This window comes from Allobosea sp. P4_C6, assembly GCF_056402015.1.
In genome coordinates, this window is record NZ_JBFUIF010000019.1 from 1 (window position 1) to 26,004 (window position 26,004).

18 protein-coding genes are annotated in these 26,004 nt (G+C 67.9%); 10 read left to right on the plus strand and 8 right to left on the minus strand.

The window, feature by feature from the left end; all coding sequences use genetic code 11:
* On the minus strand, positions 1 to 844 hold an 844-nt coding region (locus AC1DVA_RS15270; RefSeq protein WP_476806413.1), incomplete at its 3' end, for an enoyl-CoA hydratase/isomerase family protein.
* Between the two features lie 182 nt (positions 845 to 1,026).
* Between AC1DVA_RS15270 and AC1DVA_RS15275 the strand changes: the two genes are divergently transcribed.
* Positions 1,027 to 1,776 (plus strand): enoyl-CoA hydratase-related protein, encoded by a 750-nt coding sequence (locus AC1DVA_RS15275; protein ID WP_476806414.1) that lies wholly within the window; start codon positions 1,027 to 1,029, stop codon positions 1,774 to 1,776.
* Positions 1,777 to 2,050: 274 nt separating this feature from the next.
* On the opposite strand, the gene AC1DVA_RS15280 is transcribed toward AC1DVA_RS15275, so the two are convergent.
* The 4 genes from AC1DVA_RS15280 to AC1DVA_RS15295 form a co-directional block, all read right to left on the minus strand.
* Positions 2,051 to 3,556 (minus strand): tripartite tricarboxylate transporter permease, encoded by a 1,506-nt coding sequence (locus AC1DVA_RS15280; protein ID WP_476806415.1) that lies wholly within the window; start codon positions 3,554 to 3,556, stop codon positions 2,051 to 2,053.
* Between the two features lie 13 nt (positions 3,557 to 3,569).
* Positions 3,570 to 4,061, minus strand: coding sequence for a tripartite tricarboxylate transporter TctB family protein (locus AC1DVA_RS15285; RefSeq protein ID WP_476806416.1), 492 nt, complete (start codon positions 4,059 to 4,061; stop codon positions 3,570 to 3,572).
* Positions 4,062 to 4,145: 84 nt separating this feature from the next.
* On the minus strand, positions 4,146 to 5,141 hold the full coding sequence (locus AC1DVA_RS15290; RefSeq protein ID WP_265051408.1) for a tripartite tricarboxylate transporter substrate binding protein: 996 nt from the start codon (positions 5,139 to 5,141) through the stop codon (positions 4,146 to 4,148).
* Between the two features lie 128 nt (positions 5,142 to 5,269).
* Positions 5,270 to 6,820 carry a serine protease gene (locus AC1DVA_RS15295; RefSeq protein WP_476806417.1) on the minus strand — a complete coding sequence of 517 codons (1,551 nt, stop codon included), beginning with the start codon at positions 6,818 to 6,820 and terminating at the stop codon, positions 5,270 to 5,272.
* Positions 6,821 to 7,110: 290 nt separating this feature from the next.
* Here AC1DVA_RS15295 and AC1DVA_RS15300 point away from each other — a divergent pair, with 290 nt between their 5' ends.
* Positions 7,111 to 12,366, plus strand: a complete 5,256-nt coding sequence (locus tag AC1DVA_RS15300; protein WP_476806418.1) for an alpha-2-macroglobulin family protein — start codon at positions 7,111 to 7,113, stop codon at positions 12,364 to 12,366.
* A 92-nt stretch (positions 12,367 to 12,458) separates the two neighbouring features.
* Positions 12,459 to 14,552, plus strand: a complete 2,094-nt coding sequence (gene pbpC, locus AC1DVA_RS15305; RefSeq protein WP_476806461.1) for a penicillin-binding protein 1C — start codon at positions 12,459 to 12,461, stop codon at positions 14,550 to 14,552.
* A 601-nt stretch (positions 14,553 to 15,153) separates the two neighbouring features.
* Here pbpC and AC1DVA_RS15310 read toward each other — a convergent pair.
* Positions 15,154 to 18,240, minus strand: a complete 3,087-nt coding sequence (locus AC1DVA_RS15310; RefSeq protein WP_265051404.1) for an efflux RND transporter permease subunit — start codon at positions 18,238 to 18,240, stop codon at positions 15,154 to 15,156.
* A complete protein-coding gene (locus AC1DVA_RS15315; protein ID WP_476806419.1) occupies positions 18,240 to 19,319 on the minus strand; it encodes an efflux RND transporter periplasmic adaptor subunit in 1,080 nt (359 codons plus the stop codon). Before AC1DVA_RS15315 ends, AC1DVA_RS15310 begins: the two co-directional genes overlap by 1 nt.
* A 78-nt stretch (positions 19,320 to 19,397) precedes the next feature.
* Between AC1DVA_RS15315 and AC1DVA_RS15320 the strand changes: the two genes are divergently transcribed.
* From AC1DVA_RS15320 to phnE (AC1DVA_RS15340), 5 genes are all read left to right on the plus strand, one after another.
* Positions 19,398 to 20,162, plus strand: coding sequence for a TetR/AcrR family transcriptional regulator (locus AC1DVA_RS15320; RefSeq protein WP_476806420.1), 765 nt, complete (start codon positions 19,398 to 19,400; stop codon positions 20,160 to 20,162).
* A 151-nt stretch (positions 20,163 to 20,313) separates the two neighbouring features.
* Positions 20,314 to 21,132, plus strand: coding sequence for a phosphonate ABC transporter ATP-binding protein (gene phnC, locus AC1DVA_RS15325; protein WP_476806421.1), 819 nt, complete (start codon positions 20,314 to 20,316; stop codon positions 21,130 to 21,132).
* Between the two features lie 76 nt (positions 21,133 to 21,208).
* Positions 21,209 to 22,138 carry a phosphonate ABC transporter substrate-binding protein gene (gene phnD / locus AC1DVA_RS15330; protein ID WP_265051400.1) on the plus strand — a complete coding sequence of 310 codons (930 nt, stop codon included), beginning with the start codon at positions 21,209 to 21,211 and terminating at the stop codon, positions 22,136 to 22,138.
* A gap of 143 nt (positions 22,139 to 22,281) precedes the next feature.
* Complete coding sequence (gene phnE, locus AC1DVA_RS15335) at positions 22,282 to 23,163, plus strand: phosphonate ABC transporter, permease protein PhnE (protein ID WP_265051399.1); 882 nt, start codon at positions 22,282 to 22,284, stop codon at positions 23,161 to 23,163.
* A complete protein-coding gene (phnE, locus tag AC1DVA_RS15340; protein WP_476806422.1) occupies positions 23,160 to 24,014 on the plus strand; it encodes a phosphonate ABC transporter, permease protein PhnE in 855 nt (284 codons plus the stop codon). The genes phnE (AC1DVA_RS15335) and phnE (AC1DVA_RS15340) overlap by 4 nt, the downstream gene beginning before the upstream one ends.
* A 112-nt stretch (positions 24,015 to 24,126) precedes the next feature.
* On the opposite strand, the gene phnF is transcribed toward phnE (AC1DVA_RS15340), so the two are convergent.
* Positions 24,127 to 24,870, minus strand: a complete 744-nt coding sequence (gene phnF / locus AC1DVA_RS15345) for a phosphonate metabolism transcriptional regulator PhnF (RefSeq protein ID WP_476806423.1) — start codon at positions 24,868 to 24,870, stop codon at positions 24,127 to 24,129.
* 88 nt (positions 24,871 to 24,958) lie between these two features.
* Between phnF and phnG the strand changes: the two genes are divergently transcribed.
* Both phnG and phnH read left to right on the plus strand, forming a co-directional pair.
* The gene (phnG, locus tag AC1DVA_RS15350) at positions 24,959 to 25,390 is read left to right on the plus strand and encodes a phosphonate C-P lyase system protein PhnG (protein WP_265051396.1); all 432 of its coding nucleotides are present in this window, start codon (positions 24,959 to 24,961) and stop codon (positions 25,388 to 25,390) included.
* Positions 25,390 to 25,992 carry a phosphonate C-P lyase system protein PhnH gene (gene phnH / locus AC1DVA_RS15355; protein WP_476806424.1) on the plus strand — a complete coding sequence of 201 codons (603 nt, stop codon included), beginning with the start codon at positions 25,390 to 25,392 and terminating at the stop codon, positions 25,990 to 25,992. Before phnG ends, phnH begins: the two co-directional genes overlap by 1 nt.
* Positions 25,993 to 26,004: the final 12 nt, after the last annotated feature.

A 26,004-nucleotide genomic window follows, 5' to 3' on the forward strand; every position in this document is an offset into this window, starting at 1 on the left:
CCGGCACCTTCGCGACCTCGCGCTCGGCGAAGAAGACATGGCGCAGCGCCTTGGAGCGTTCGTCGGCGATCAGCGAGAGGAAGAGCCTGCGCTCCACCGCCAGCCCCTCGGCAAAGGGCAGGAGGAAGGCGCTTCGGACCGCCTCGACTAGCGCCGGCACGGTCGGCATGCCCTCTGCTTTCCTGAGCGCCTCCTTCGCCAGCCCCTCGAAGGCCTCGCGATCCGCCTCCGTCAGCCTCTCGTCGTCGGCGCTCGTGACAGGTCGGCGCCCTTCGGCCGCCAGCCCCTCGGCCAGCCTGATCGCTGCCGCGACGAGATCGCTGGAGACGATCTCGTCGAGCAGCCCGTATTCGAGCGCCTGACCGGCCGAAATGGGTTCGCCCGACAGCATGATCGGAAAGGCCTTCGCCGCGCCGATCAGCCGGGGCAGGCGCTGCGTGCCGCCCGCGCCGGGAATGAGGCCGAGCTTGACCTCGGGCAGGCCGAGTTTCGCTACGGGCAGCGCGACGCGGCCATGGCAGGCGAGCGCGACCTCGAGGCCACCGCCGAGCGCCACGCCCTGGATAGCCGCTACGACGGGCTTGGCCGAGGCCTCGATCGCGTCGAGCAGATCGGGCAGCAGCGGCGCGGCCTGCGGCTTGCCGAACTCGCTGATATCGGCCCCGGCGATGAAGGCCTTGCCGGCGGATGCGATCACGATGGCGGTGACCGAGGCATCCGCATTGGCGGTCTCGATCGCTTTCGCCAGCCCTTCGCGCACGGCGGCACCGAGCGCATTGACCGGCGGATTGTCGATGGTGACGACCGCGGCCCGGCCGCGCACCTCAAGCTGAACCTTCGTCATCGACGGCCTCCGCAATCCTCGTTCCGCGCTCCGACTCGCTAGCCAAAGCAGCGAAGGCGTCCATCGGGTAGGGAGAGCCCGGCCCGCGCGATGTCAAGCGCGGCGACGAAAGACGCATCCGGCCGCGCTTGACCCCTCCCGAAAGCGCATGCCATCCCGGCAACACCATCAGGAGCGGATCGATGAGCGAGAGTGTCATCAGCGAAACCGTCGCGGCCGGCGTCGTGCAGATCACGATGAACCGGCCCGACCGCAAGAATGCGCTCGACCGCACGAGCTATGCCGGGCTGATCGCCGCCATCGCCGCCGCCGAAGCCGATGCCTCGATCCGCGCGATCCTGCTGACCGGCGCTGGCGGCTGCTTCACCAGCGGCAACGACATCAAGGACTTCGCGGCCGCCGCCGCAACGGGCCAGGGCCTGACCATCGCCATCGATTTCCTGAATGCGATCTCGACTGCGAAGAAGCCGATCGTCGCCGCCGTAGAGGGTTTCGCCGTCGGCATCGGCACGACGATGCTGCTGCATTGCGACCTCGCCTTCGCCGGCCGCACCGCCACCTTCCGCCTGCCCTTCGTCACGCTCGGCCTCTCGCCGGAGGGCGGGTCGAGCTACCTGCTGCCGCTCGTCGCCGGTTCGAAGAAGGCGGCCGAACTCCTGATGCTGGGCGAGCCTTTCGGCGCCGAGGCGGCTGAAGATGCCGGCCTCGTCAATGCGGTGGTCGAAGAGGGCACGGCGCTGGAAGCCGGACTCGCCAAGGCCAAGGCATTGGCGGCGCTGCCGCCGGAATCGGTCGCGCTGACGAAGATGCTGCTGAAGCGTGGCTCGGCTCAGGCCGTGGCCGAGACCATCGGTACCGAGGCGCACCATTTCAGCGAGCGCCTGCGTTCGGCCGAAGCCATGGCGGCTTTCGCGGCGTTCCTGAAGAAGTAGCAGCGGGCGCTCGCGAAGCCGCAGCTGTCATTCCGGGCTCAAGCGCAGAGCGCTTGAGCCCGGAACCCATGAACACGGCGCTTCCGTCATGGTCGCGCCTGTCTCGACCATCCACGTCTTTCTTCGTCGAGGTCAGTGCTCAAGACGTGGATGCTCGCCACAAGGGCAAGCACGACGCTTCTGGAATAGCGTGGTGTTCATGGGTTCCGGGCTCGGGCCTTTGGCCCGCCCCGGAATGACGGCAGTGTTTCCCCGCGAACCTGCCTGCGTACCCTCAGGCCGCCACCGCCCGGCGCCGCCCCTTGAGCCAGTCGCGCGTCCAGGAGAACACCGGCCAGAGCAGCGCCGCGAAGGTCATCGATGCCAGCACCGAGGAGACCGGCCTGTCGAAGAAGGGCAGCACCGATCCATCAGACTTGATCAGCGACGTCACGAAGCTCTGCTCCACCATCGTGCCCATGACGATGCCGAGCACCATGGCGGCCACGGGATAGCCGTTCTTCTCCATCGCGAAGCCGAAGAGGCCGAAGAAGGCGACGCACCAGACGGCGAAGAGGTTGTTGCCGGCCGTCGCGAAGGCGCCGACCGCGCAGAAGATCATGATGACCGGCATCACCGCCGAGCGCGGCGCCCCGACGACCTTGCTCGCCAGCCGGATCATGATGATGCCGAAGGGAATCATGATGATGTTGCCGAGAATGAAGATGATGTAGAGCGCGTACATGCTCTCGGCCTGCTGGGTGAACAGCGTCGGCCCGGGGTTCAGCCCCTTCATGTAGAGCACGCCGATGGCGATCGCGGTGATGGTGTCGCCGGGGATGCCGAAGAGCAGCGCCGGCACCCAGCCCGAGGCCAGCGAGGCGTTGTTGGAGGCGCCGGCCTCGATCAACCCTTCCGGGTGCCCCGTGCCGAACTTCTCCGGCGTCTTCGAGAAGCGCTTCGACATCGCATAGCTCACCCAGGCCGCCATGTCGGCGCCCGCGCCGGGCAGCACGCCGATGATGATGCCGACGATGTTCCCGCGCGCCTGCTGCTTCGGATATTCCTTGGTGAGCTGCCACTGGCCCTTGAGGATCGAGCCGAGGCGCCGGTTCTCGATCTTCGGCGGCTCGCGCTCGGTCAGCGCCCGCATCACCTCGGCCAAAGCGAAGACGCCGACCAGCGCAGGGATCGGCTCGATACCCCCCAGCAGATCAGTCGAGCCGAAGGTGAAGCGCGGCACGCCGCCGGGATTGTCGATGCCGACGCAGGTGATGAGCAGGCCGAGCAGCATCGCCGCGATCGCCTTGATCGGCGATGACCGGGCGACCAGCGTCGAGCACATCAGGCCGAGCATGGCGAGCCAGAAGTTCTCGTAGGTCGAGAAGGACAGCGCCATCTCGGCGAGCAGCGGCGCGATCAGCATCAGCGAGAGCGTGCCGGCGATGCCGCCGAGCGCCGAGAACCACAGGCAGATGCCGAGCGCCGTCTCGGCCTGGCCCTTGCGCGTCATCGCATAGGCTTCGTCGGTATAGGCGGCCGAGGCCGGCGTGCCGGGGATGCGCAGCAGGCAGCCCGGAATGTCGCCGGAGAAGATCGCCATGGCGGAGGCCGTGATGATCGTCGCCACCGCCGCGATCGGCGAGAGATAGAAGGTGACCGGCACGAGCAGCGCCGTCGCCATGGTGGCGGAGAGGCCGGGCAACGCGCCGACGGTCAGGCCGTAGAAGGCGGACGCCACAATGGCAATCATAACGTCGAATTGAAAAACCAGCCCGAAGGCCTTGATGACGGTGTCCATCGTCAGGCCTCGCTCACCAGGGGAAGGGCAGGATGCCGCCGGGCAGGGGTACGCGCAGCAGCTTGAGGAAGATCAGGTTGATCGCGAAGGGCGCGATGATCGCCAGCGGCACCGCGAGCTTCGGTTTGGCGCCGAAGGCGAGGCTGGCGGCGAGCACCATGATCGCGGCCGTCGGCAGGAAGCCGAGCGTCTCCGAGACGAGCGCGTAGAAGGCGAGCAGGGCCGGCGGCAGCAGCGCCAGCCAGTTGCGCCAGGCCGGCAGCGGCGCGAGTTCCTCCGGCGTCGCATGGCTGACGACATCGGCCTCGGCGACCTCCTCGAAATGCCGGCCGATCCCGAAGACGATCAGCCCGCCGCAGAGCACGAGCCCCGCGCCGACGACCATCGGAAAGGCGGAGGGTCCGACCTGCTGGCCGGGAACCGGCGGCAATCGCGAGCCGTAAAGGAACGCGGCAGCCCCCAGCGCGGCGAGGGCGGAGCCGGTGATGCGGTCGGATAGTTGCAAGGGGCAACCTCCTTGGAATTCTGATCGTGAAGAGACGAAAACGCCGGGAGCTTTCTTGCTCCCGGCGTCGTGGTCTGGCGCCGACTAGCCCTTGGCGAGCCCTGCCGCCTTCATGGCGGAGGCCATCGACTTGTCGCTTTCGGCCATGAAGGAGGCGAAGCCCGGCCCGTCTGCGAACTTCATGCCGAAGCCGCGCGCGTTCATGAAGTCCTGGTAGTCCTTCGAGTCGAAGGCCTTCTTCAGCGCCGCCGTCAGCTTGGCCGCGATCTCGGGCGGCAGGCCCTTGGGCGCGCCGATACCGCGCCAGGCGCCGATCGAATAGTTGACGCCGAGCGTCTCGTTGAGTGTCGGCACGTCCTTGAACTGCGGATTGCGCGCGCTCGCCATGATCGCCAGCGACTTGGCCTTGCCGGCGTCGATCATCGCGCGCCCCTCGGGCACCGAGCAGGTGACGATGTCGAGGCCGCCGGCCGCGAGATCCTGCATCGCCGGCGCCGCGCCGTTCGAGGGCACCCAGGCGACATGGTCCGGCTTCAGCCCCATGGAAACGAGCCAGCCGATCAGCGCGAGATGCCAGATGCCGCCCTGGCCGGTGCCGGAGGCCTTGAGCTTGCCGGGAGCCGCCGCCTTGATCGCGTCCGCCAGCCCCTTGATGTCCTTGTAAGGGCCGGACGCCGAAACCTGCACGCCCGGCGGGTCCTCATTCATCAGCCCGAGCGGAACGTAGCTCGCAGGCGTCAGCTCGGTCAGGCCCTGATGATGCATCATGGCGATCTCGACCGTCAGCATGCCGATATTGTAGCCGTCCGGCGCCGCCGTCGCGATGGCGGAATGGCCGACGACGCCGGAGCCGCCGGTGCGGTTGACGACGTTGACCGGCTGGCCGAGATCCTTCTCCAGAAGCTGCGCCACGATGCGCGCGGTGGCATCCGTGCCGCCGCCGGCGCCCCAGGGGCAGACCATGGTCAGCGGCCGGTTCGGCCAGTTGGCCTGCGCCAGTGCCGGCGCCGCGATCAGGCTCGCCGCGCCCGCTGCCGCGGCGCCCTTGAGCACACTACGCCTGTCGATGAAATCGCTCATTCCCCATCTCCTCCGCTAAATCGATTTAGTGTCCGGCCGCTCCTCGTCCTTGAACGGGGCGCCCTTGATGTGACGCGATTATCTGAGCCGATCGCGCGGCGGGTGACAACACCTCATTTTGGCCGATGTCACAGACCGCAGATGACGGGCAGGACCGCGCTCGTGACCCGCTCCACCACCGCGCCGGTGCTGAGGTCGGAGCCGACCGCGGCCGGCGGCAGCGAAGTGCCGGCCTTGGTCAGCATCGCCTGAATCGCCGCCCCGTTGGCAAGAGTATAGCTGCGCTGCGGCGCGACGCCCGCGATCAGCACCTTGTCGGAGGGATTATCCGTGACGACACCGACCAATCGGCCCTGACGGTCGAAGGCCGGGGTGCCGGCCTGGCCGGGCTGCAGCGGCGCCCGCAGCGCGGGCTTGCCGCCCGCCTGGACGCTCTGCCCCGGCAGGGCGACGGCCGCCCGTTTGCCAGCATCGTCGCCGAAGGCGACCAGAACCAACGCCTCCTCCGCGCCCGGCGCCTCGGTGCGCAGTCCCGGCAGCTTGGCCGCACCGGCGCCATCGAGATCGAGCAGCACGAGCCCGCTCGCATCGTCCTTCAGCCGCAGCTTCGCAGTGCGTCCGCCGACACGCAGGCTGCGGCAGCCGTCGATGGCGACGGCTGCGCTCAGGGCCGTCCTGTCCGAGAGCGCCAGCGCGACGCCGTAGCGTTCGTTGCTGCGCGCGGCCGGTGGCAACAGCGACGACAGGCCGGGCGCCGGGCTCGCCGTGCCGGCGACGGCCGAGGGCGCGGCCGGGACCGCACCGCTCGGAAACGGCTCGAAGCTCGCTGCGATGGCGATGACGAGCTTGTCGACGGTCGGCGCCAGCGCCTTGTCGTAGCCGATCGAGAAGCCGCGCAAGCCCTGCGGCCCGGCCGAGAGGCGGCGATAGAACCGCCCGGTCGGGGTCTCGCCCGTCACCACGAAAAAGTCGGGGCGCAGCAGCTTGTAGGTGATCTTGCGGCCGGGATTGTTCGGGTTGAGCGCGGTCGCCTTCTCGAACAGCGCGGCGAGATCCTCGCCCGGCGGCGAGGCGGAGGTGTCAAGCGTGACCTTCTCGTCGATGCTCTGCCAGCGGCTGCCGCCCGTGGGCGTCGCGTCGCGCCTTGGCAGGAGCTTGGAGGGAATGCCGATCTGCACGCCGGTCTTGTCGTCGGCCAGGACGCGGAAGCCCGCGACATCGCGCGCAGCCTGCGCGGCCCTCGCCAGGGCGACTCGATCGGCCGGCGCCAGCACGCCATCGGCCGGGCCGCGCGCGCCCTTGAAGGCGTTGATCGCCCGGAAGGTCAGCGGACCATACGAGCCGCTGACCGCGCCGTTGAACTGCCCGGCCCAGATCAGGTCGGACTGGATCGCCTTGCGCTCGGCCTCGGGCAGCGCCTCGAAGCTCGCCTGCGCCGCCGCCATCTGCGGATTGGCAGCCTGAGCCGGCGCGCCGGGAGCCTGCGCCCATGCCCCCGCAAGCGGCACCGCCAGCATCGCGAGCGCCAGCGCGGCGGCCGCGACGGAGTTCTTTCGCGAATGAGGTCGAAGCGCGCGCGGCATCATCAGATCCTTGGAAAACGGACTAGCGGCTGCATTGAGCGTCAGAATGCGTGGCGCCGCAACCGAGATGCCGGTCATCCGGGGCATGGCAGGCATGAGCCCGGAACCCAGAACCGGTGCGGCCGATAGAAGAGGCCAGAGCAGAGAGCTTTCTGTCGAAAGGCATCGGTTCTGGGTTCCGGTCCCTTCGCTATCGCGAAGTCCCGGAATGACGGCGGAGTTCAATAAGCCCGAAGAGATGGCCCTTCAGCTTTCACCCCGCGACCTGCATTCGCATGACTTGAACGCGCGCCGGGCGGTGATAGCCTGCCGGCCCCGCTCACGCCGTCATCCGCCCGAGGCAATCTCCGGCGACGCTGGCGGGCGGCCGACGAAGAGGAACGACGATGACCCTGCTATCCCGTCTCGCGCTCACCCTCTGCCTCGTCTTCGCAGCCGCACCCGCCTTCGCCCAGAAGGCCTATGTCCGAAACGACCTGCTCGCCGATGGGCAGCGGCTGGAGGAGCGCCTGAAGCGCGAGGTCTCGGCCGGGAACCGCTCCGCCGCCGATGCGATCCGGGCCGGCGAGATCGCGCTCGCCCGCGGCGACGCCCGCGCCGCCCTGCCCCAGGCCAATGCCGCGATCGTCGCCGATTCCAGCAATGCCGCCGGCTGGCGCCTGATGGCGCGCGCCGCCAACGCCATCGAGCCGCGCGACTATCGCGAGCGCTGGGAGCTGCGCGAGCGCGCGATCAGCGCCGCCTATCTCGCCTACAGCCGAGCGACCAACCGCAATGACGAGGCCGCGTCGCTGGGCGTGCTCGCCCGCACCTTCGAGAAGAACGAATTGTGGCGCCCGGCGCTGACCAGCTATCGCCTCAGCCTCGACCTCGCCGCCAATCCAGCGCTGCAAAGCTCCTATGAGAGCCTGCGCGAGAAGCGCGGCTTCCGCCTGATCTCCAACAAGACCGATTCCGACGCCGCCTCGCCGCGCGCCTGCTTCGAATTCTCGGAAGCGCTGGCGCGCGGCCGCGTCGATTTCGCGCCCTATGTCGCGATCTCAGGCGGGAAAGGCGACTTCGCCGTCAGCGCCGAGGACAAGCAGATCTGCGTCGACGGGCTCAAGCATGGCGAGCGTTATGCCATCGTCATCCGTCAGGGCGTGCCCTCCGCCATCCCCGACGAAACCCTGCTGAAATCGGCCGATTACGAAATCTATGTCCGCGACCGCACGCCTTCCGTTCGCTTCACCGGCAAGAACTACGTGCTGCCGCGCACCGGCCAGCAGGGCATTCCGGTCGTCTCGGTCAACTCGGGAAAGCTCGACCTCGAGGTGATGCGGATCGGCGACCGCAACCTGATCAACTCCGTCCATTCCGACGACTTCCTCGGCCAGCTCGGCTCCTATTCCGCCAAGCAGATTTCCGGCGACAAAGGCCAGAGCGTCTGGACCGGCACGATGGACGTGAAGTCCGAGCTCAATCAGGACGTGATCACCGCCTTCCCGGTGACGGAGGCTGTCGGCAGCCTCAAGCCCGGCGTCTACGTGATGTTCGCCAAGCCCTCGGGCGGGCCGGTCGCGGCGCCCTCCGGCGACGATGGCGACTATGATGATGGCTCCACCCGGGCGACGCAGTGGTTCGTCGTCTCCGATCTCGGCCTGACCTCCTTCACCGGCCCCGACGGCGTGCATGTGCTGGCCCGCTCGCTCGCCGATGCGAAGCCGGTCGCCAATGCGGAATTGCGCCTGGTCGCCCGCAACAACGAGGTACTCGGCACGGCGAAGACGGACGGCAACGGTTATGCCCGCTTCGATGCCGGATTGGGCAAGGGCCAGGGTGGCAATGCGCCGGGCCTCGTCACCGCCTCGCTCGCCGAGGATTACGGCTTCCTCGACCTGAAGCAGACCGCTTTCGACTTGTCCGATCGCGGCGTGAAGGGCCGCGTCGCGCCGGCCGGGCTCGACGCTTATCTTTATACCGAGCGCGGCGTCTATCGCTCGGGCGAGACGGTCTATCTGACGTCGCTGCTGCGCGACGCCAAGGGTGCGGCCGTCACCGGCCTGCCGCTGACCCTCGTCGTCAAGCGCCCGGATGGCGTCGAGTATCGCCGCCGCCAGGTCGAGGATCAGGGCGCGGGTGGGCGGGCCCACTCGATCCAGCTCGTCTCCGGCGCGGCGACCGGGACATGGCGCGTCCTCGCCTATTCCGACCCGAAGGGGCAGGCGATCGGCGAGACCTCCTTCCTCGTCGAGGATTATGTCCCCGAGCGGCTGGAGCTGACGCTGTCGCCCAAGACGCCGCTGCTGCAGGCCGGCGAGCCGGCCGAGCTCAACGTCAACGCGCGCTATCTCTACGGCGCGCCGGGCTCCGCGCTCGACGTCACCGGCTCGATGACGATCCGCGCGGCGGGCGCGAGCGCCATCCCCGGTTTCAAGGATTATCAGGTCGGCCTGACCGACGAGGAGTTCGAGCCGGTCCAGAGCGAGTTCGAAGAGAGTGCCACCACCGACGCTGCCGGCAAGGCGGTGATCACCAATCCGGTCCAGCAGCCCGACACCAACCGCCCGCTCGAGGTCGAGATGACCGTGCGCGTCGGCGAACCCGGCGGGCGCGCCATCGCCCGCTCCGTCACCCTGCCGATCGTGCCCAAGGGCGCCGCTATCGGCGTGAAGAAGCTCTTCAGGGACGGCGATCTCGGCAACGGCCAGACCGCGAATTTCGAAGTCATCATGGCCACCGGCGACGGCAAGCGCCTCGCCCGCCCCGGCGTCAAATGGGTGCTGTCGAAGGTCCGTCGCAACTACCAGTGGTTCTTCCAGGACGGCCGCTGGAACTATGAGGGCGTCAAGACCACCCGCCGTGTCGCCGATGGCGAGATCGCGGTGGCGGAAGCCGCAGGCGCCAGGATCGCGGCACCCGTCGAATGGGGCAATTACCGGCTCGACGTGACCTCTGACGGCAACGAGGCCGCCGAGACCTCCGTTTCCTTCAGCGTCGGCTATGAGAGCGACAAGACGGCGGATACGCCGGATGTGCTCGACGTCGCGCTGGACAAGGCTGCTTACGCCGATGGCGAGAGCCTGCAGCTCCGCCTCTCGCCGCGCTTCGCCGGAAAGGCGACGCTCGCGGTGATCACCGACAAGGTCGCGGATATCCGCACCATCGACATCGCGGAAGGCGGCACCACCGCCTCGATCCCGGTGAAAGCGGAATGGGGCGCCAGCGCCTATCTCGTCGTGCTCGCGCATCGGCCCATGGATACCGCCGCCAAGCGCCTGCCCGGCCGCGCCATCGGCCTGTCCTGGTTCCAGATCGGCAAGGAACAGCGCACGCTGGCTGTCGATCTCGGCGCGCCGCAGCTGGTGCGTCCGCTCTCGACGCTGTCGCTTCCGGTCAAGGTCACCGGCATGAAGGCCGGCGAGGAGGCCTATGTCACGCTCGCGGCCGTCGATATCGGCATCCTCAATCTCACCCGCTACGAGAGCCCTGATCCCAGCAAGTTCTTCTTCGGACAGCGCCAGCTCGGCCACGACCTGCGCGACCTCTACGGCTATCTGATCGACGGCATGCAGGGCACGCGCGGTGCGATCCGCACCGGCGGCGATGCCGCACCCAAGATGGATGGTGAGAAGCCGACGCAAGAGCCGCTCGCCCGCTATTCCGGCGTGGTCAGGGTCGGGGCTGACGGCACGGCGAAGATCGATTTCGACATGCCCGCCTTCAACGGCTCGGTCCGCGTCATGGGCGTCGCCTGGTCGACCGGGCGCACCGGCCAGGCCAGCGCCGACGTGATCGTGCGCGACCAAATCGTGGCGCAGGCGACGCTGCCGCGCTTCCTCGCCATCGGCGACCAATCGCGCTTCCATCTGCAGGTCGACAATGTCGAGGGTCCTGCCGGCGCTTATACCGTCGATCTCGACGTGAAGGGCCCGGTGGTGGTCGCGGCCGACGCGACGCGCCGCACGATGCAGCTCGCGGCCGGCGCCAAGACGCAGATGACGATCCCGGTCACCGCCGCCGGCCTCGGCCGCGCCGAGTTCGACGTGCGCGTCTCCGGCCCGAACGGCATCGGCACGGTGCAGAACCTCGCCGTGCGCGTGCAGCCCTCGGCTGCCACCATCGCTCGCCGCATCGTCCGGGCCATCCCCGGCAATGGCGGGGCGATCACCGTCTCCTCCGACCTGATGGCCGATCTCGTGCCGAACTCGGGCCAGGTCTCGGTGACGGTCTCGCCCTTCGGCTCGCTCGACGTGCCCGGCCTGCTCAAGGCGCTCGACCGCTACCCCTATGGCTGCACCGAGCAGACCGTCTCGCGCGCCCTGCCGCTGCTAGCGGTCAATCAGCTCGCCTCGATGGAGCAGCTCGCCCTCGACGACAAGGCCGACGAGCGCGTGCAGAACGCGATCGAGCGCGTGCTTGCCCGCCAGGGCGGCAACGGCTCCTTCGGCCTGTGGAGCGTCGGCGGCGAGGATTTGTGGCTCGACGCCTTCGTCGCAGACTTCCTGACGCGGGCTCGCGAGAAGCAGTTCGCCGTGCCGCAGATCGCCTTCAACCTCGCGCTCGACCGCCTGCGCAACCAAGTCGTCAACACCGGCGACATCAACAAGGAGGAAGCGGCCGGCATCGCCTATGCGCTCTATGTGCTCGCCCGCAACGGCCGGCCGGTGATGGGCGATCTCCGCTATCTCGCCGACAACAAGCTCGGCGATTTCGCGACCCCGCTCGCCCGCGCCCAGATCGGCGCGGCGCTCTCGGCGCTGGGCGATCGCGGCCGCGGCCGCGCCGCTTTCACCAGCGCGCTCGGGCTCTTGCAGCAGGCTGGTGATGACGGTCTCTCGCGGCCGGATTACGGCTCGCGCCTGCGCGACGGCGCCGGCGTGCTCGCACTGATCGCGGAGGCCAATGGCGAGCGCGCCGACATCAGCCGCGCCGTCTCGATCCTCGACGCCACCCGCAACAGCGCCCGCTACAGCTACACCTCGACGCAGGAGCAGATGTGGATGGTGCTGGCGGCGCAGGCCATGGCCAAGGATGCCGAGGGCATGACGCTGACGGTGGACGGCACGGCCCGGAAAGGCGCGCTCTATCGCACGCTCTCGGCCGAGGCGCTGGAGGCGAAGTCCCTGATCATCTCCAATCCCGGCGCGGCCAGCGCACAGGCCGTCATCACCGTGGCGGGCATCCCGAGCGCGCCCGAACCGGCGCTGAACCAGGGCTTTGGGCTGGAGCGGGTGATCTACACGATGAAGGGCGAGCGGGCCGATCCCGCGCGCCTGCGCCAGAACGAGCGCTATGTCGTGGCGCTGACCGTGACCGAGGGCGCGCCGCGCTATGGAAGGCTGCTGCTGGTCGACCCCGTCCCGGCCGGGCTGGAGATCGAGAACGCCAACCTGACCGAGGGCGCCTCGGTCGCGGGGCTCGACTGGCTGAAGCAGGAGGTCTCGCCTGTTCATACCGAGTCGCGCGACGACCGTTATGTCGCCGCCTTCGAGCGCTCGGGCTCGAAGACCGACAAGCTCTCCTACACCGTCGCCTATATCGCGCGAGCGGTCTCGCCCGGCCGATACGTTTCCCCCGCCGCCGTGATCGAGGACATGTACCGGCCCGACCGCTTCGGCCGGACGGGTTTCGGCGCGGTGGAGATCAGTTCGGCGCGGTGATGGGCAAGGAGACGCCCCATCCGTCATTCTCGGGCGAAGCGCAGCGCAGACCCGAGAATCTCGACAAGGAGATGCTCGGGTCAAGCCCGAGCATGACGGCGCACCGTGGGCTCTTTCGCAAACTGAAGATCGCCGCGGGCGCACTCGCCGTCTCAGCTATCGCCGGAGCCAGCGCCCTCGCCCTCTACGCCCGCTCCCTGCCCCCGCTAGACCTCTCGGCCGCGGCCGAGCGCTCGACCGTGGTGCTCGACCGCGAGGGCAAGCTGCTGCGGCCCTTCCTCACCGCCGACGGGCGCTGGAAGCTGCCCGTCACCAGCGAGGATGTCGACCCGCGCTATCTCGCCATGCTCAAGGCCTTCGAGGACAAGCGCTTCGATGGCCATGCCGGCATCGACCCGCTCGGGATGCTGCGCGCCATCAGCCAGATGCTGGCGAATGGCCGCGTCGTCTCCGGCGGCTCGACACTGACCATGCAGGTCGCGCGGCTGCTCGAACCGCGCGAGGAGCGAACGCTCGCCGCCAAGCTGCGGCAGGCGGTGCGCGCCGTCGAGCTGGAACGGCGCTTCGACAAGGCAGGGATTCTCGACCTCTATCTCACGCTGGCTCCCTTCGGCGGCAATCTCGAAGGCGTGCGCGCCGCGAGCTTCGCCTATTTCGGCAAGGAGCCGAAGCGGCTCTCCACTGCCGAGGCAGCTCTGCTCGTCGCCCTCCCGCAATCGCCCGAGACGCGCCGGCCGGACCGTTTCGCCGAGGCCGCCCGCAAAGCGCGCGAGCGCGTGCTGGAACGGGTCGAGCAGGCCGGCCTCACGACATCGGACGAGGTCGCCGCCGCCCGCAACGAGCCGATCCCGACCGCGCGCCGCCCCTTCCCGAATTTGAGCCCGCATGTCGCGGAGCAGGTCGTAGCGGAAGCGCCGGCGCTGCGCGTCCACAAGCTCGCGCTCGACGCACGGCTGCAGGCCTCCCTCGAAGGCCTCGCCCGCGAGCGCAGCCTCGGACTGGCACCACAAATCTCGATCGCCATCCTCGCCGTCGACAACGAGACGGGCGAGGTCCGGGCTTCAGTCGGGGGTGTCGATTACTTCGCGGCCGAGCGGGCGGGCTCGCTAGACCTGACGCGGGCGCTGCGCTCGCCCGGCTCGGCGCTGAAGCCTTTCATCTACGCCCTCGCCTTCGATAACGGCATCGCCCATCCCGAGACGATGCTGGAGGATCGTCCGGCGCGCTACGGCATCTACATCCCCGAAAATTTCGACATGACCTTCCAGGGCATGGTCAGTGCGCGCAAGGCGCTCCAGCTCTCGCTCAACGTGCCGGCCGTCGAGCTGCTCTCGGCGCTCGGCCCGCAGCGCTTCGTCTCGCGGCTGCGCGATGCCGGCATCGCGCTGGCCATGCCGAAGGAGAGCGGCGCGCCCGGCCTCGCCGTGGGCTTGGGCGGGCTCGGCATCACCCTGCAGGATCTGACCCGCGCCTATGTCGGGCTGGCGCGCGGCGGCGAACTGGTGCCGCTGCGCTTCAAGGAACAGGCCGGGCTGAGCCCGCCCGCGCCACGCCTCGTCGACCCCGTCGCTGCCTGGTATGTCGCCGATACGCTGCTCGGCGCGCCGCCGCCGCTCAACGCCGTGCCCGGTCGCATCGCCTACAAGACCGGCACCTCCTATGGCTATCGCGACGCCTGGGCCGTCGGCTTCGACCGCAAGCACACGATCGGCGTCTGGGTCGGCCGAGCCGACAATGGCGCCGTGCCCGGCCTCGTCGGCCGCACGGTGGCTGCGCCGATCCTGTTCGACGCCTTCGCCCGGCTCGGCATCGACCAGCGACCCTTCCCGCAGCCATCCGACGCCATCGTCGCCAGCACCAGCCATCTGCCGCCGCCTCTCAGGCATCTCAGGCAGGATGTGCCGAAGACCGTCATGGCGATGACGACGCCGACGCTCAAGCTCGCCTTCCCGCCCGACGGCGCCCGCATCGACCTGTCGGCCGCGAGCCTCGACGGGCGGAGCCAGCTCAACCTCAAGGCGGCCGGCGGCGCCCCGCCCTATACCTGGCTGGTCGACGGCACGCCGGTCACCGGCCCGCAGCGCCGCCGCGAAGCCGCCTGGCAGCCGCCCGGCAAGGGCTTCATGCGGATATCGGTCATCGATGCGACCGGGGCCAGCGAGAGCGTGTCGGTCAGGTTGCAGTAGCGCACCGAAAGCCCCGTCAGGCCTGAGCCTGCGGGGTTTCGGGCTTGGACATCCGAGGGATTCGCGGAGCCGGGCGGCGTTTCGCAGTCGACGGCTGCGGGCCGATGTCGAGTCGATGTCGATGGTGTCGAACAGCGACGACCTCGCGCTGCCCGGCTCCGCGCACGGGTATCTGGGGGTTCCGCTTCGTTCTGGGTTCCGGCGAAGGAGCGGGCCTGCCTGTTGGGCCCGGACGAAGTCGGCACCTCCGCGCTATCGCATCGGATGTTTCCGATGCGATATTGGATAAATCGATCACCGTTATCGCGTCCAATCGGACGCGCGGCGATCGAGCGGACCCGCAACGGTCCGGGACGCGAAGCCCGCAAWCCCATCCGGCCCACGATGCCTCGCGAAGCCCCTCGGTCGGATRGGACGCGCGCAGGATAGGCATGGGTGGAGCAGCGGGGATAAGTTTGGGCTCAGCCCTGCCGTGGCCGGGCCGAGGCGTCATGCCCGGGCTTGACCCGAGCATATCATGCCGAAAGAGGCTCCTGCGCCATCCCGTCCGGAGATTCTCGGGTCTGCGCTACGCTTCGCCCGAGAATGACGGCGAGGACGCCTACTCCGCCGGATGCGGATGCGCCCCTTGCACCTCGTCATGCGCGCCATGGCGCGAGCCGTGGACCTTGCGGGCGAGGTAGCTGTAGGCGACGGGCACCACATAGAGCGTCAGCAGCGTGCCGAAGGTCATGCCGCCGACGATGACCCAGCCGATCTGCGAGCGGCTTTCGGCACCGGCGCCATGGGCGATCGCGAGCGGCACGGCGCCGAGCACCATCGCGCCTGTGGTCATCAGGATCGGCCGCAGGCGCAGCTCCGCCGCCTCGACGAGGGCGTCGATCATCTCCTTGCCCTCCTCGCGCAGCTGGTTGGTGAACTCCAGGATCAGGATGCCGTGCTTGGTGATCAGGCCGACCAGCGTGATCAGGCCGATCTGGCTGTAGACGTTCATCGTCCCGCCGGTGAAGTAGAGCGCGGCCAGCGCGCCGGTCAGCGAGAGCGGCACCGAGACCATGATCACGATGGGATCGACGAAGCTCTCGAACTGCGCCGCCAGCACCAGATAGATGAAGCCGAGCGCCAGCAGGAAGACGAGGAAGATGCTCGCGCCTGACTGCTTGAACTCGCGGCTCTGGCCGGAATAGTCGATCTGGACCGTGTTGGGCAGCACGCGCGCCGTCGCATCCTCCAGCACCTTGAGCGCGTCGCCGAGCGAATAGCCCGGCGCAGGCAAGGCGGTGATGGTGGCCGAGCGCAGCTGGTTGAAGCGCACGAGCTCCTTGGGCGCGACGGTCTCGTCGATCTTGACGAGGCTCGACAGCTGCACCACCGCGCCGTTGCGGCCCATCAGGTAGATCGACTGCAAGGCCTGCGGCGTGTTGCGCTCGGAACCGGCGACCTGCAGCATCACGTCGTACTGCTTGCTGTTCATGTTGAAGCGCGTGACTTGGCGCCCGCCGAGCAGCGTCTCCATCGTCCGGCCGATGACATCGACCCCGACGCCGAGATCGGCGGCGCGCTGCCGGTCGATCGTCACCTTGAACTGCGGCTTGTCGAGGATGAGGTTCGTCTCGACGTTCGACAGCACCGGAGAATCGGCGACCTCCGCCATCACCTGATCGACATAGGCCTTGAGCTGCGCATAGGGCTCCGACGAGCGCAGCACGAACTCGACCGGCTTGCTGTTGGCGCCGCCCTGGCCGAGCGAGGGCGGGTTGTTGGCGAACAGGCGGATGCCGGGGATCTGCCCGAGGTCGCGGGTGATGTCGGCGACGAGATCCTGCTGCTTGCGCTGGCGCTCCTCCCAGGGCTTGAGCCGGGCGAAGGCGATGGCGCGCGTCACGTCGGGGAAGCCGACGATGACGAGATAGGTATCCACCTCCGGGATCTTGCTGAAATACTCCTCGACCCGCCGGGCATAGTCCGCCGTGAAGGACATGGTCGCGCCTTCCGGAGCGACGCCGATGACGTTGATCGTGCCGCGATCCTCGACCGGCGCCAGCTCCGAGCGCAGATGGGTGAAGAAGTAATAGCCGCAGCCGGCGACGCCGACCGCGAGCAGGACGACGAGCGGGCGCACGCTGAGCGCGGCGCGCAGCGAGGCCTTGTAGCCCCGCGACAGCCCGTCGAAGCCGCGCTCCAGCACGTTGTACAGCCAGCTATGCTTGTCGTGGTGGCGCAGCAGCTTGGCGCACATCATCGGCGTCAGCGTCAGCGCGACGAAGCCCGAGACCAGCACCGCGCCCGCGAGCGTGAGCGCGAACTCGATGAAGAGCTTGCCGGTGCGGCCGGTCGAGAACGCCATCGGCGCATAGACCGCGACCAGCGTCAGCGTCATCGCCACCACCGCGAAGGCGATCTCGTTGATGCCGCGCACCGCCGCCTTGGTCGGCTCGATACCGTCCTCGACATGGCGATGGACGTTCTCGAGAACGACGATGGCGTCGTCGACGACGAGGCCGATGGCGAGCACCATCGAGAGCAGCGTCAGCGTGTTGACCGTGAAGCCGAGCGCATACATCAGCGCGAAGGAGCCGATCAGCGAGACCGGGATGGTCACCAGCGGGATCAGCGTCGCACGCAGCGAGCGCAGGAAGATGAAGATGATGAGGACGACGAGGACGATGGCCTCGACGATCGTCTGGTAGACCGCCTTGATCGAGCGATCGATGAAGATCGAGGTGTCGTAGGAGGTCGCGATCGACATGCCGTCCGGCAGGTCCTCGATGATGCCGGGCAAGGCAGCCTGGACGCCGCTGGACACGTCGAGCGGGTTGGCGGTGGCCTGCTTGACGATGCCCACCGTCACCGATGGCGAGCCCTTGAACCAGGCGGCGTTGCGCTCTTCCAGCGCACCGAGCTCGACCCGCGCCAGATCCTTCACCTTGACCGGGAAGCCGTTGGCGTCCTTGACGACGATCTCGCGGAACTGCTCCGGCGTGACCAGGCTGGTCTGCGACAGCACCGTGAATTCGCGGGCGCTGCTCTCGATCCGGCCCGACGGGATCTCGATGTTCTGGGCGCGGACCGCCGCCTCGATCTCCTGGACCGTGACGTTGTAGGCCGAGAGGCGCGAGCGATCGAGCCAGATGCGCATCGCATATTGGCGCTGGCCGAGGATGCGGACCTCGGCGACGCCGGTGATGTTCTGGACGCGCTCGGCGATGAAGCGGTCGGCGAAATCGGTGAGCTCGAGCGGGCTGTGCCGCGTGCTGGTCAGCGACAGATAGAGGATCGGCTGCGAATCCGCCTCGACCTTGGCGATGATCGGTTCGTCGATCTCGTCCGGCATGCGCCCGCGCACGCGGCTGACGCGGTCGCGCACGTCGGAGGCCGCGACGTCGGGATCGATGTCGGGGCGGAAGCGCACGGAGATCTGGCTGCGCTCCTGGCGGCTGGCCGAGGAGATGATCTCGATGCCTTCGATGCCGGCGATCGAGTTCTCCAGGATCTGCGTGACCTGGGTCTCGATGATCTCGGCGGAGGCGCCGCGATAGACCGTCTGCACCGAGACGATCGGCTCGTCGATATTGGGATATTCGCGGACGGTGAGGCGGCCATAGCTGACGATGCCGATCAGCATCACCAGCAGGCTCAGCACCGTCGAGAGGACGGGCCGGCGGACGAAGAGCTCGAACAGGCTCATCAGAGCTGGCTCGTCTGGACGGGCTTCTCCTTGATGGAGATTGCACTGCCGTCGCGCAAGCGCATCTGGCCGGCGGTGATGATCTGCATCTTGGGCGTCAGACCCTTGACGATCTCGACCTTGCCGGGCAGCCGCTTGCCGAGCTCGACGGCGACGCGGCGCGCCTTTCCGTTTTCGGCGACGTAGATCATCTTGCCGATGCCATCAGGCACCACGGCCATCTCGGGCACTACGATGGCGTTCTCACGCTGGTCGACGGTGATCGTCAGCCGGGCGAACAGGCCGGGCTTCAGGGTGAGATCGGCGTTGGGGATGTTGGCGCGCAGGCGGATCGCGCGGCCGTTGACGTCGACGACGGGATCGATCGCGAAGATCCGGCCGGTGAAGGTGCGATCGGCGACCGCATCGACCCGCGTCTGCACCGGCTGGCCGGTCTTGAGGCGGCTCAGATAGATTTCGGGAACGCGGAAATCGACCTTGATCGGATCGATGTTGGTCAGGGTGATCAGCTGCTTGCCGACAGAGACATAGTCGCCGACGCTGACCGCGCGCAGGCCGACGACGCCGTTGAACGGCGCGACGATGGTCGATTGCGCGAGCTTCGCCTTGGCGAGCTGGACGCGCGCCTCGGTGGAAGCGAGCTTGGCCGTCGATTCATCGAGCGCGACCTGCGTGCCCGAGCCGCGCGACACCAGCGACTTCAGCCGGTCATTCGTGTCACGGGCGAGGCCGAGATCGGCCTGCGCCTGCTTCAGCTCGGCATCGAGGATCGCGGTATCGAGCTTGACCAACTCCTGCCCGGCCTTGACGCGCTCGCCCTCCTTGAAGCCGAGCGCGATGACGCGGCCGGCGATTTCGGGGGCGATGACCACGGATTCATCCGCCGCGAGCGTGCCGAGGGCCTCGACCTCCTCGTTGACGGTCATCAGTTCGATGGAGGCGACCTCGACCGGCACCGCGCGCGGCCCGGAGACCGCACTGGCCTGTGCCTGCTGCGTACCGGCGCGCTGGTTGCGGTAGGCGTAATAGCCGCCGCCGGCGAGCGCCGCGACTAAAACGAGGAGGAGAAACCGCTTCATAAGACTGGACGCTCCGATACCGCAGGACTATCTTAGACTGGACGGTCCAGTTTGATAAGAGGCTTAGTGGGCGGAAGCATGGCTGACACCCCCCTCCGCCGACACCGGGCGACCCTTCTCACCGACCCGGCGATTGCCGAGGCAAGACCCGTGCCGAAATCGCACCGGCGAAACGGCGCCAAGGCTCGCCTGCTCGCCTCTGCTCAAACCGAGACAAATCCGGCCAAATCCCCTTCCGCCGAGCGTGCGCGCCCTGACAAGCACGACGCCATCACCCGCGCAGCCGCGGAAACCTTCCTCGCGGAAGGCTTCGAACGCGCGAGTCTCGACCAGATCGCCCATCGGGCCGGTGTTTCAAAACAGACGATCTACAGCCATTTCGCCGATAAGGAAGCGCTCTTCAAGGCGATTTGCACCGAGCTCACGGAAACGTTGACGATTCCGCTGCGCGAAAATTCTTCCGCGTCGAATTTGCGCAACACTTTGGTGCGCCTCGGCGAGGATATGCTGAAGATGATGCTGCGCCCCGCGGCGCTGGACCTGCATCGCCTCGTCGCGAGCGCAGCCCCGCGCTTCCCCGAGCTCGGCCGGGTGGCTTACGAGGCCGGCGCCAGGCGGATGCTGAACGATCTGGCAGCCCTGCTCGTCGCGCGATCACAAATCGGCGACGGGCTCTCGCGGCCGATCGGCCCGGCGCAGGCCGAGATGCTGGCTGAGCAGTTCGTCGGCATGCTGCGCGGCTTCCATCAGGCACGCGGGCTGCTCGGCGTCAGGCCGATGCCAGCCGCCAGGCGAAAGGCCTATGTCGGCGCCTGCGTCGACATGCTTCTGACCTCGGTCTGAGACGGCCCCGGCCGCACTCGCCCTACCCTGCCTGCTGTCACGCCGCTGTCATTCGCAGCCGATAGCTCTCGTCGCCATGGAGACGCGCTTGCCCCTCGGCCTTGGCCGCCGGGGCCGCGCTCATGCCCGTATCGTGCCCGAGAAGCCATCCATGCTGCGTATCGAAGCCCTGACCAAGCGCTTTGGCGACAGGAACGCCGTCGACAATGTCGCGCTGTCCATCCCGAAGGGCGAGATGGTGGGCGTGATCGGCCGGTCCGGAGCCGGCAAATCGACGTTGCTGCGCATGCTGAACCGCCTGGCCGAACCGACCTCGGGCCGTATCGTCTGCGAGGAGCAGGACGTCACGGCGCTGAAGGGCGCTTCGCTTCGGCGCTGGCGCCGCGACACGGCGATGATCTTCCAGCAGTTCAACCTCGTCGGCCGCCTGGACGTGCTGACCAATGTGCTGCTCGGCCGCCTCAACCATCGATCCGTCGCGCTGACGCTGGTCAAGAGCTTCTCGGAAGACGACAAGATCCGTGCCATCGCGGCTCTTGAGCGTCTCGATATGGGACATCTCCTTGCACAGCGCACCGAGACCCTCTCGGGCGGCCAGCAGCAGCGCGTCGCCATCGCCCGCGCGCTCGTCCAGGAGCCGCGCATCATCCTCGCCGACGAGCCGATCGCCTCGCTCGACCCACGCAACACCCAGGTCGTGATGGACGCGCTGTTCCGCATCAATCGCGAGGACGGCATCACCGTGGTCTGCAACCTGCACGACCTCGACATCGCCGCGAAGTATTGCGACCGGCTGATCGGCATGTCGGCCGGCAAGGTCGTGTTCGACGACGTGCCGCAGGCGTTGACCCGCGAGGTCGCGGYCGAGCTCTACGGCATCGAGGCCAAGGATGCCGGGGCCGAGGCGCTGGATGCGCTCGACGCCATCGCCGCCTCCGAAGCGAAGCGCGCCCGCCAGAAGATCGCCTGACGTCAAAGCATCGCCGGCGCGGCCCGGGGCCGGCGCCGCGAGAAGACTATCCCGACAGCAACCAGGAGCAGACCCAATGCTGACCCGTCGCCATACCCTCAAGCTCGCCGCCGCCGGCCTTGCCGCCACCGCCGCCCAGCCTTTTAGCAACGTTGCTTTCGCCCAGGACTGGAAGGCGAAGTATCCCGAGCTGATCTTCGCGATCATCCCGGCCGAGAACGCCTCGGGCGTCGTCGAGCGCTACACCCCCTTCGTGAACTACCTTTCGAAGGAGCTCGGCACCAAGGTGACGCTGCGCATCGCCAACGACTACGCCGCGATCATCGAGGGCCAGCGCGCCGGCAACATCCATATCGGCATGTACGGCCCGGCGTCCTTCGCCCGCGCCCGCATGACCGGCGCCAAGGTCGACGCCTTCGCGATCGAGACCAACCTCGACGGCACCAAGGGCTATCACTCGGTGTTCTACGTGAAGAAGGACTCGCCCTATCAGAAGGTCGAGGACCTCAAGGGCAAGAACCTCGGCCTCGTCGACCCCAATTCCACCTCGGGCAACAACGTACCGCGCTTCGTGCTCAACGGCATGAAGATCGAGCCGGAAACCTTCTTCTCCAAGGTCGTCTATACCGGCAGCCACGAGAACGCGGTGATCGCGCTGCAGCAGGGCACCGTCGACATCGCCGCCAACTGGTGGAACGACGAGCAGGAATCGAACCTCCTGCGCATGGCCCGCAAGAACATGGTCAAGGCCGAGGATTTCCGGATCATCTACAAGTCCGAGCAGATCGTGAACTCGCCGATGGCCTATCTCACCGACCTGCCCGACGACCTGAAGGCCAAGATCCGCGACGCGGTGCTGAACCTCGCCACCAAGGACAAGGTCGCCTTCGACAAGATCTATGAAGGCAAGCAGGGCCCGCTCGTCGCCGTCGACAACAAGTCCTACGAGCCGATCATAGAGCTGAACAAGTTCGTCGACGAACTCCGCAAGAAGAAGTCGTCGTAAGCAGCATCCGTCATGCCCGGGCTTGACCCGGGCATCTCTCGCCAGAGATTCTCAGGGCTCCGCGCTTCGCTTCGCCCGAGAATGACGCCCTTGTCCGGGGTCGGCGCCAGCCGGTCCCCGCGACCTCTCGGAAGCGCCTCTCCATGACACTCGCGATCGATCGCAACGACCCGGCCATCCGGGCCCATGCCGAAGCCTATCGGCAGGCGGCGACCGTCAAGCGCCGGCAGGCCTTCATCGGCGCCGCCGTCTTCATCGTCTGCGTGCTGCTCGCGGCGCGGGGTTCGGAGGTCGATCTCGGCAAGTTCGCCGAGAACATCCACCGCTTCCCGAAATACATCTTCGAGACGCTGCCGACACTGCGCCTCTCCAGCTTCGGTGCCGACCTCGCCGAATGGTACTGGGGCCTGAAGGGCTGGCTGAAGCTGCTCTGGCAGACCGTCCTGATCGCCTATGTCGGCACCGTGCTCGGCGCCATCGGCGCCTTCCTGTTCTGCTTCGCCGCCGCGGCCAATCTCGGCCGGTCCGCCTGGCTGCGCTTCGCAGTCCGCCGCTACCTCGAATTCTGCCGCACCGTTCCCGAGATCGTCTTCGCGCTGATCTTCGTCATCGCCTTCGGACTCGGACCCTTGCCCGGCGTGCTCGCCATCGCGATCCACACCATGGGCGCGCTCGGCAAGCTCTTCTCGGAAGTCGTCGAGAACATCGACCTGAAGCCGGTCGACGGCGTCACCGCCACAGGCGGCGGCTGGTGGCAGATCGTGCGCTTCGCCGTCGTGCCCCAGGTGCTCTCCAATTTCGCCAGCTACGCGCTGCTGCGCTTCGAGATCAATGTCCGCGGCGCCTCGATCATGGGCTTCGTCGGCGCCGGCGGCATCGGCCAGGATTTGATCGAAGCGATCCGCAAATTCTACTTCACCGATGTCAGCGCCATCCTGCTGCTGATCATCGTCACGGTGATGCTGATCGACTACGGCACCGAGCGGCTGCGCCACGCACTCCTCAGCCTGGAGCACGGCCGATGAGCCTCGCCCTCGACACGGCCGAGCGCTCGGCCATCCTGAGCCGCCACCAGGCCGCGATCCGTGGATCGCTCAAGACGAAACTCGCGACCATCGGCACCATCGTCGCTCTGCTCGGCCTCTTCCTCTACGGACTGACCACGCTCGAGACGACGCTCTGGAAGATCATCGCCGGGCTCGGCAATCTCGGCTCCTTCGTCGCGCTGATGCTGCCGCCGCATCCGGGGTCCTGGACCCGCGCCCTGATCTTCGTGCAGGCGCTGTTCGAGACCGTCGCGATCGCCTTCCTCGGCACCGTGCTGGCGGCGGCGCTCGCCTTGCCGCTCGGCTTCATCGCCGCGCGCAACGTCGTCGCCAACCGCGTCGTGCATTTCCTCGCCCGCCGCTCGCTCGACACGGTGCGCGGCGTCGATGCGCTGATCTGGGCGCTGATCTGGGTGAATGTCGTCGGCCTCGGCCCCTTCGCCGGCATGCTTGCGATCATGACCAGCGATCTCGGCGCCTTCGGCAAGCTCTATTCGGAAGCGATCGAGGCGGCCGACCGCAAAGCTGTCGAAGGCGTCGCCTCGGTCGGCGGCGGCAAGGCGCATGAGATCCGCTTCGGCCTGCTGCCGCAGGTCCTTCCGGTGATCGCGAGCCAGGTGCTCTATTATATCGAGTCGAACACCCGCTCCTCGACGATCATCGGCATCGTCGGCGCCGGCGGCATCGGCCTCTATCTCGCCGAGACGATCCGCACGCTCGAATGGCAGCAGGTCTCCTTCCTGATCCTGCTGATCCTCGCCGCGGTCTCGGCCATCGACTTCCTCTCCGGCAAGCTGCGCTTCGCGATCATCGGCAAGCGGGCGAGTTAAGCTCGGCTTGGCGCGTCATTCTCGGGCTTGACCCGAGAATCTCTTGCAAGAAGGCAGAGGGCGCCTCTCCGTCCTGAGATGCTCGGGTCAAGCCCGAGCATGACGGAGCGGTTCAATCCCCGAACGGCTCGATCACCATCTCCATGCGCTCAGCCGCAAAGACGCTGCTGACGAGATGGATCGGTGTCAGGTCGGGCAGCGCGTCGACCGCCGTCGAGATCATCACGGCTGCCTCGGGCGCGATCTCCAGCAGTTCGGCCTCGTGCTCGTCGGCGAGCCGCGCCGTCAACCGCGTCGACAGGCGCACGTAATCCGTGATGCCGTAGATCTTGAAGGCAGCCGTGATCGAGCCGGCCGCCTCGCGATAGGCCTTGTCGAAATCGGGAAAGCGCTCGACCGAGAGCCAATGCGTGCCGGTGCCCATCGGCACGCCGTCGGCCAGGCTGACACCCTGCACGCGCCAGAGCGGCGTCCCGTTCTTCAGGCCGAGCGCCGCGCAGGCTGGCGCCTCGCCCACCACCGTCTCGGCCGCGAGCATGCGGCTTGTGCCGAGGATGCCGAGCTTGCCCATATTGGTGCGCATGCTGACGCGCCGGCCGATCGGATACGGCAGGCGCGGCGCCGTCACCTGCGTGCCGCGGCCGCGCGAGACCGTCACCAGCCCCTGCTCGGCGAGATGGCGGAAGGCCTGCCGCACCGTATGGCGATGCACGCCGTAGCGCTCGGCCAGCGCGACCGAGGCCGGCAGCGTGTCGCCGAGCTTGTACTCGCCACGCCCGATCGCCTCCGCCAGTTCGTCGGCGATACGTCGCCAGGCAGTGCCGCCATCCCGTTCGGCGATTGCTGTGTCCGTCATCAAAATTTCATCCGAAAAGTATAGACCTTTTCCATCAACTCCCCTAGTATAGTCTAGACATTCGGAACTGACCAGCGAGCCCGCGCCGATGAGCCAGAGAACCCCGAGACAAAGCTGGATGGCGACGCTGGCGCGCGCCTCCCGCGCCGAGATCGAGAGCCTGCTCGGCGACCCGCCCGACCACGACGTGCTGAAGGCGCCGGAGACCGGAACGGTGATGGTCGAGGGCCGCGCCGGCGGCGCCGGACGCCGCTTCAACCTCGGCGAAGCCACCGTGACGCGTTGCGTCGTGCGCCTCTCCAGCGGGCGGATGGGGTTTTCCTATGCGCTCGGCCGCGACGGCCGGAAGGCGCGGCTCGCCGCCCTGCTCGACGCCCGGCTTCAGGACGAGGCCGATGGCAGCGGACTGCATCAAGGCGTCGCCACGCTCGCCGCGCAGCAGGCCACCGCCCGCGACCTCGCCTCGCGCAAGGCGGCGGCGACCAAGGTCGATTTCTTCACGCTGGTCAGGGGTTCGTGATGTCGGCTCAAGCCATGATCTCCCCCGGTTTCTTGGACCCGGTCTTCCAGTCGCAAACGGCCTTCCGCGCCCTGCTCAGCGCCCTGTCCGAGCCCGGCATGCTGCAGCGCGTCGTGGCCGAGATCACGCCGCCGGAAGGGCTCGACATCGCGACGGCGACTGCTTTGCTGACGCTCGCCGATTACGAGACGCCGGTCTGGCTGCCGGAAGCCCTGCGCGACGGCCCGGCCGGCGCCTGGCTGCGCTTCCATTGCGGCGCCGCCTTAGTCGACGATCCCGCTGAGGCCGCCTTCGCCGTGATCGACAGCGCGGCGGATGGGCCGAAGCTCGCCGCTTTCAATCCCGGCAACGACCAGTTCCCGGATCGCTCGACAACCGTGTTCGTGCAATGCGCTGCTCTGGATGGCGGCGCGGGCTTCTCGCTCTCAGGCCCCGGCATTCTCGGCTCGCGCTCGATCGCGCCTCAGGGCCTGCACCCGGGCTTCACCGAGGAGCTTAGCGAGAACAGCGCGCTCTATCCGCTCGGGGTCGACGTCGTCTTCGCCCATGGTGACAGCCTGATCGGCCTGCCGCGTTCGACGCAGATCGAGGAGCCCCGCTGATGCCCCACCGGG

Excerpts from the sequence above, each read along its gene's own strand:
- AC1DVA_RS15275 (WP_476806414.1), top strand. The coding sequence starts at position 1,027 with ATGAGCGAGAGTGTCATCAGCGAAACCGTCGCGGCCGGCGTCGTGCAG.
- phnH (WP_476806424.1), top strand. The coding sequence starts at position 25,390 with ATGTCGGCTCAAGCCATGATCTCCCCCGGTTTCTTGGACCCGGTCTTC.
- AC1DVA_RS15300 (WP_476806418.1), top strand. The coding sequence starts at position 7,111 with ATGACCCTGCTATCCCGTCTCGCGCTCACCCTCTGCCTCGTCTTCGCA.
- phnF (WP_476806423.1), bottom strand. The coding sequence starts at position 24,870 with ATGACGGACACAGCAATCGCCGAACGGGATGGCGGCACTGCCTGGCGA.
- AC1DVA_RS15320 (WP_476806420.1), top strand. The coding sequence starts at position 19,398 with ATGGCTGACACCCCCCTCCGCCGACACCGGGCGACCCTTCTCACCGAC.
- phnG (WP_265051396.1), top strand. The coding sequence starts at position 24,959 with ATGAGCCAGAGAACCCCGAGACAAAGCTGGATGGCGACGCTGGCGCGC.
- phnE (WP_265051399.1), top strand. The coding sequence starts at position 22,282 with ATGACACTCGCGATCGATCGCAACGACCCGGCCATCCGGGCCCATGCC.
- AC1DVA_RS15290 (WP_265051408.1), bottom strand. The coding sequence starts at position 5,141 with ATGAGCGATTTCATCGACAGGCGTAGTGTGCTCAAGGGCGCCGCGGCA.
- AC1DVA_RS15310 (WP_265051404.1), bottom strand. The coding sequence starts at position 18,240 with ATGAGCCTGTTCGAGCTCTTCGTCCGCCGGCCCGTCCTCTCGACGGTG.
- phnE (WP_476806422.1), top strand. The coding sequence starts at position 23,160 with ATGAGCCTCGCCCTCGACACGGCCGAGCGCTCGGCCATCCTGAGCCGC.
- AC1DVA_RS15280 (WP_476806415.1), bottom strand. The coding sequence starts at position 3,556 with ATGGACACCGTCATCAAGGCCTTCGGGCTGGTTTTTCAATTCGACGTT.
- AC1DVA_RS15295 (WP_476806417.1), bottom strand. The coding sequence starts at position 6,820 with ATGCCTGCCATGCCCCGGATGACCGGCATCTCGGTTGCGGCGCCACGC.
- AC1DVA_RS15315 (WP_476806419.1), bottom strand. The coding sequence starts at position 19,319 with ATGAAGCGGTTTCTCCTCCTCGTTTTAGTCGCGGCGCTCGCCGGCGGC.
- phnD (WP_265051400.1), top strand. The coding sequence starts at position 21,209 with ATGCTGACCCGTCGCCATACCCTCAAGCTCGCCGCCGCCGGCCTTGCC.
- pbpC (WP_476806461.1), top strand. The coding sequence starts at position 12,459 with ATGACGGCGCACCGTGGGCTCTTTCGCAAACTGAAGATCGCCGCGGGC.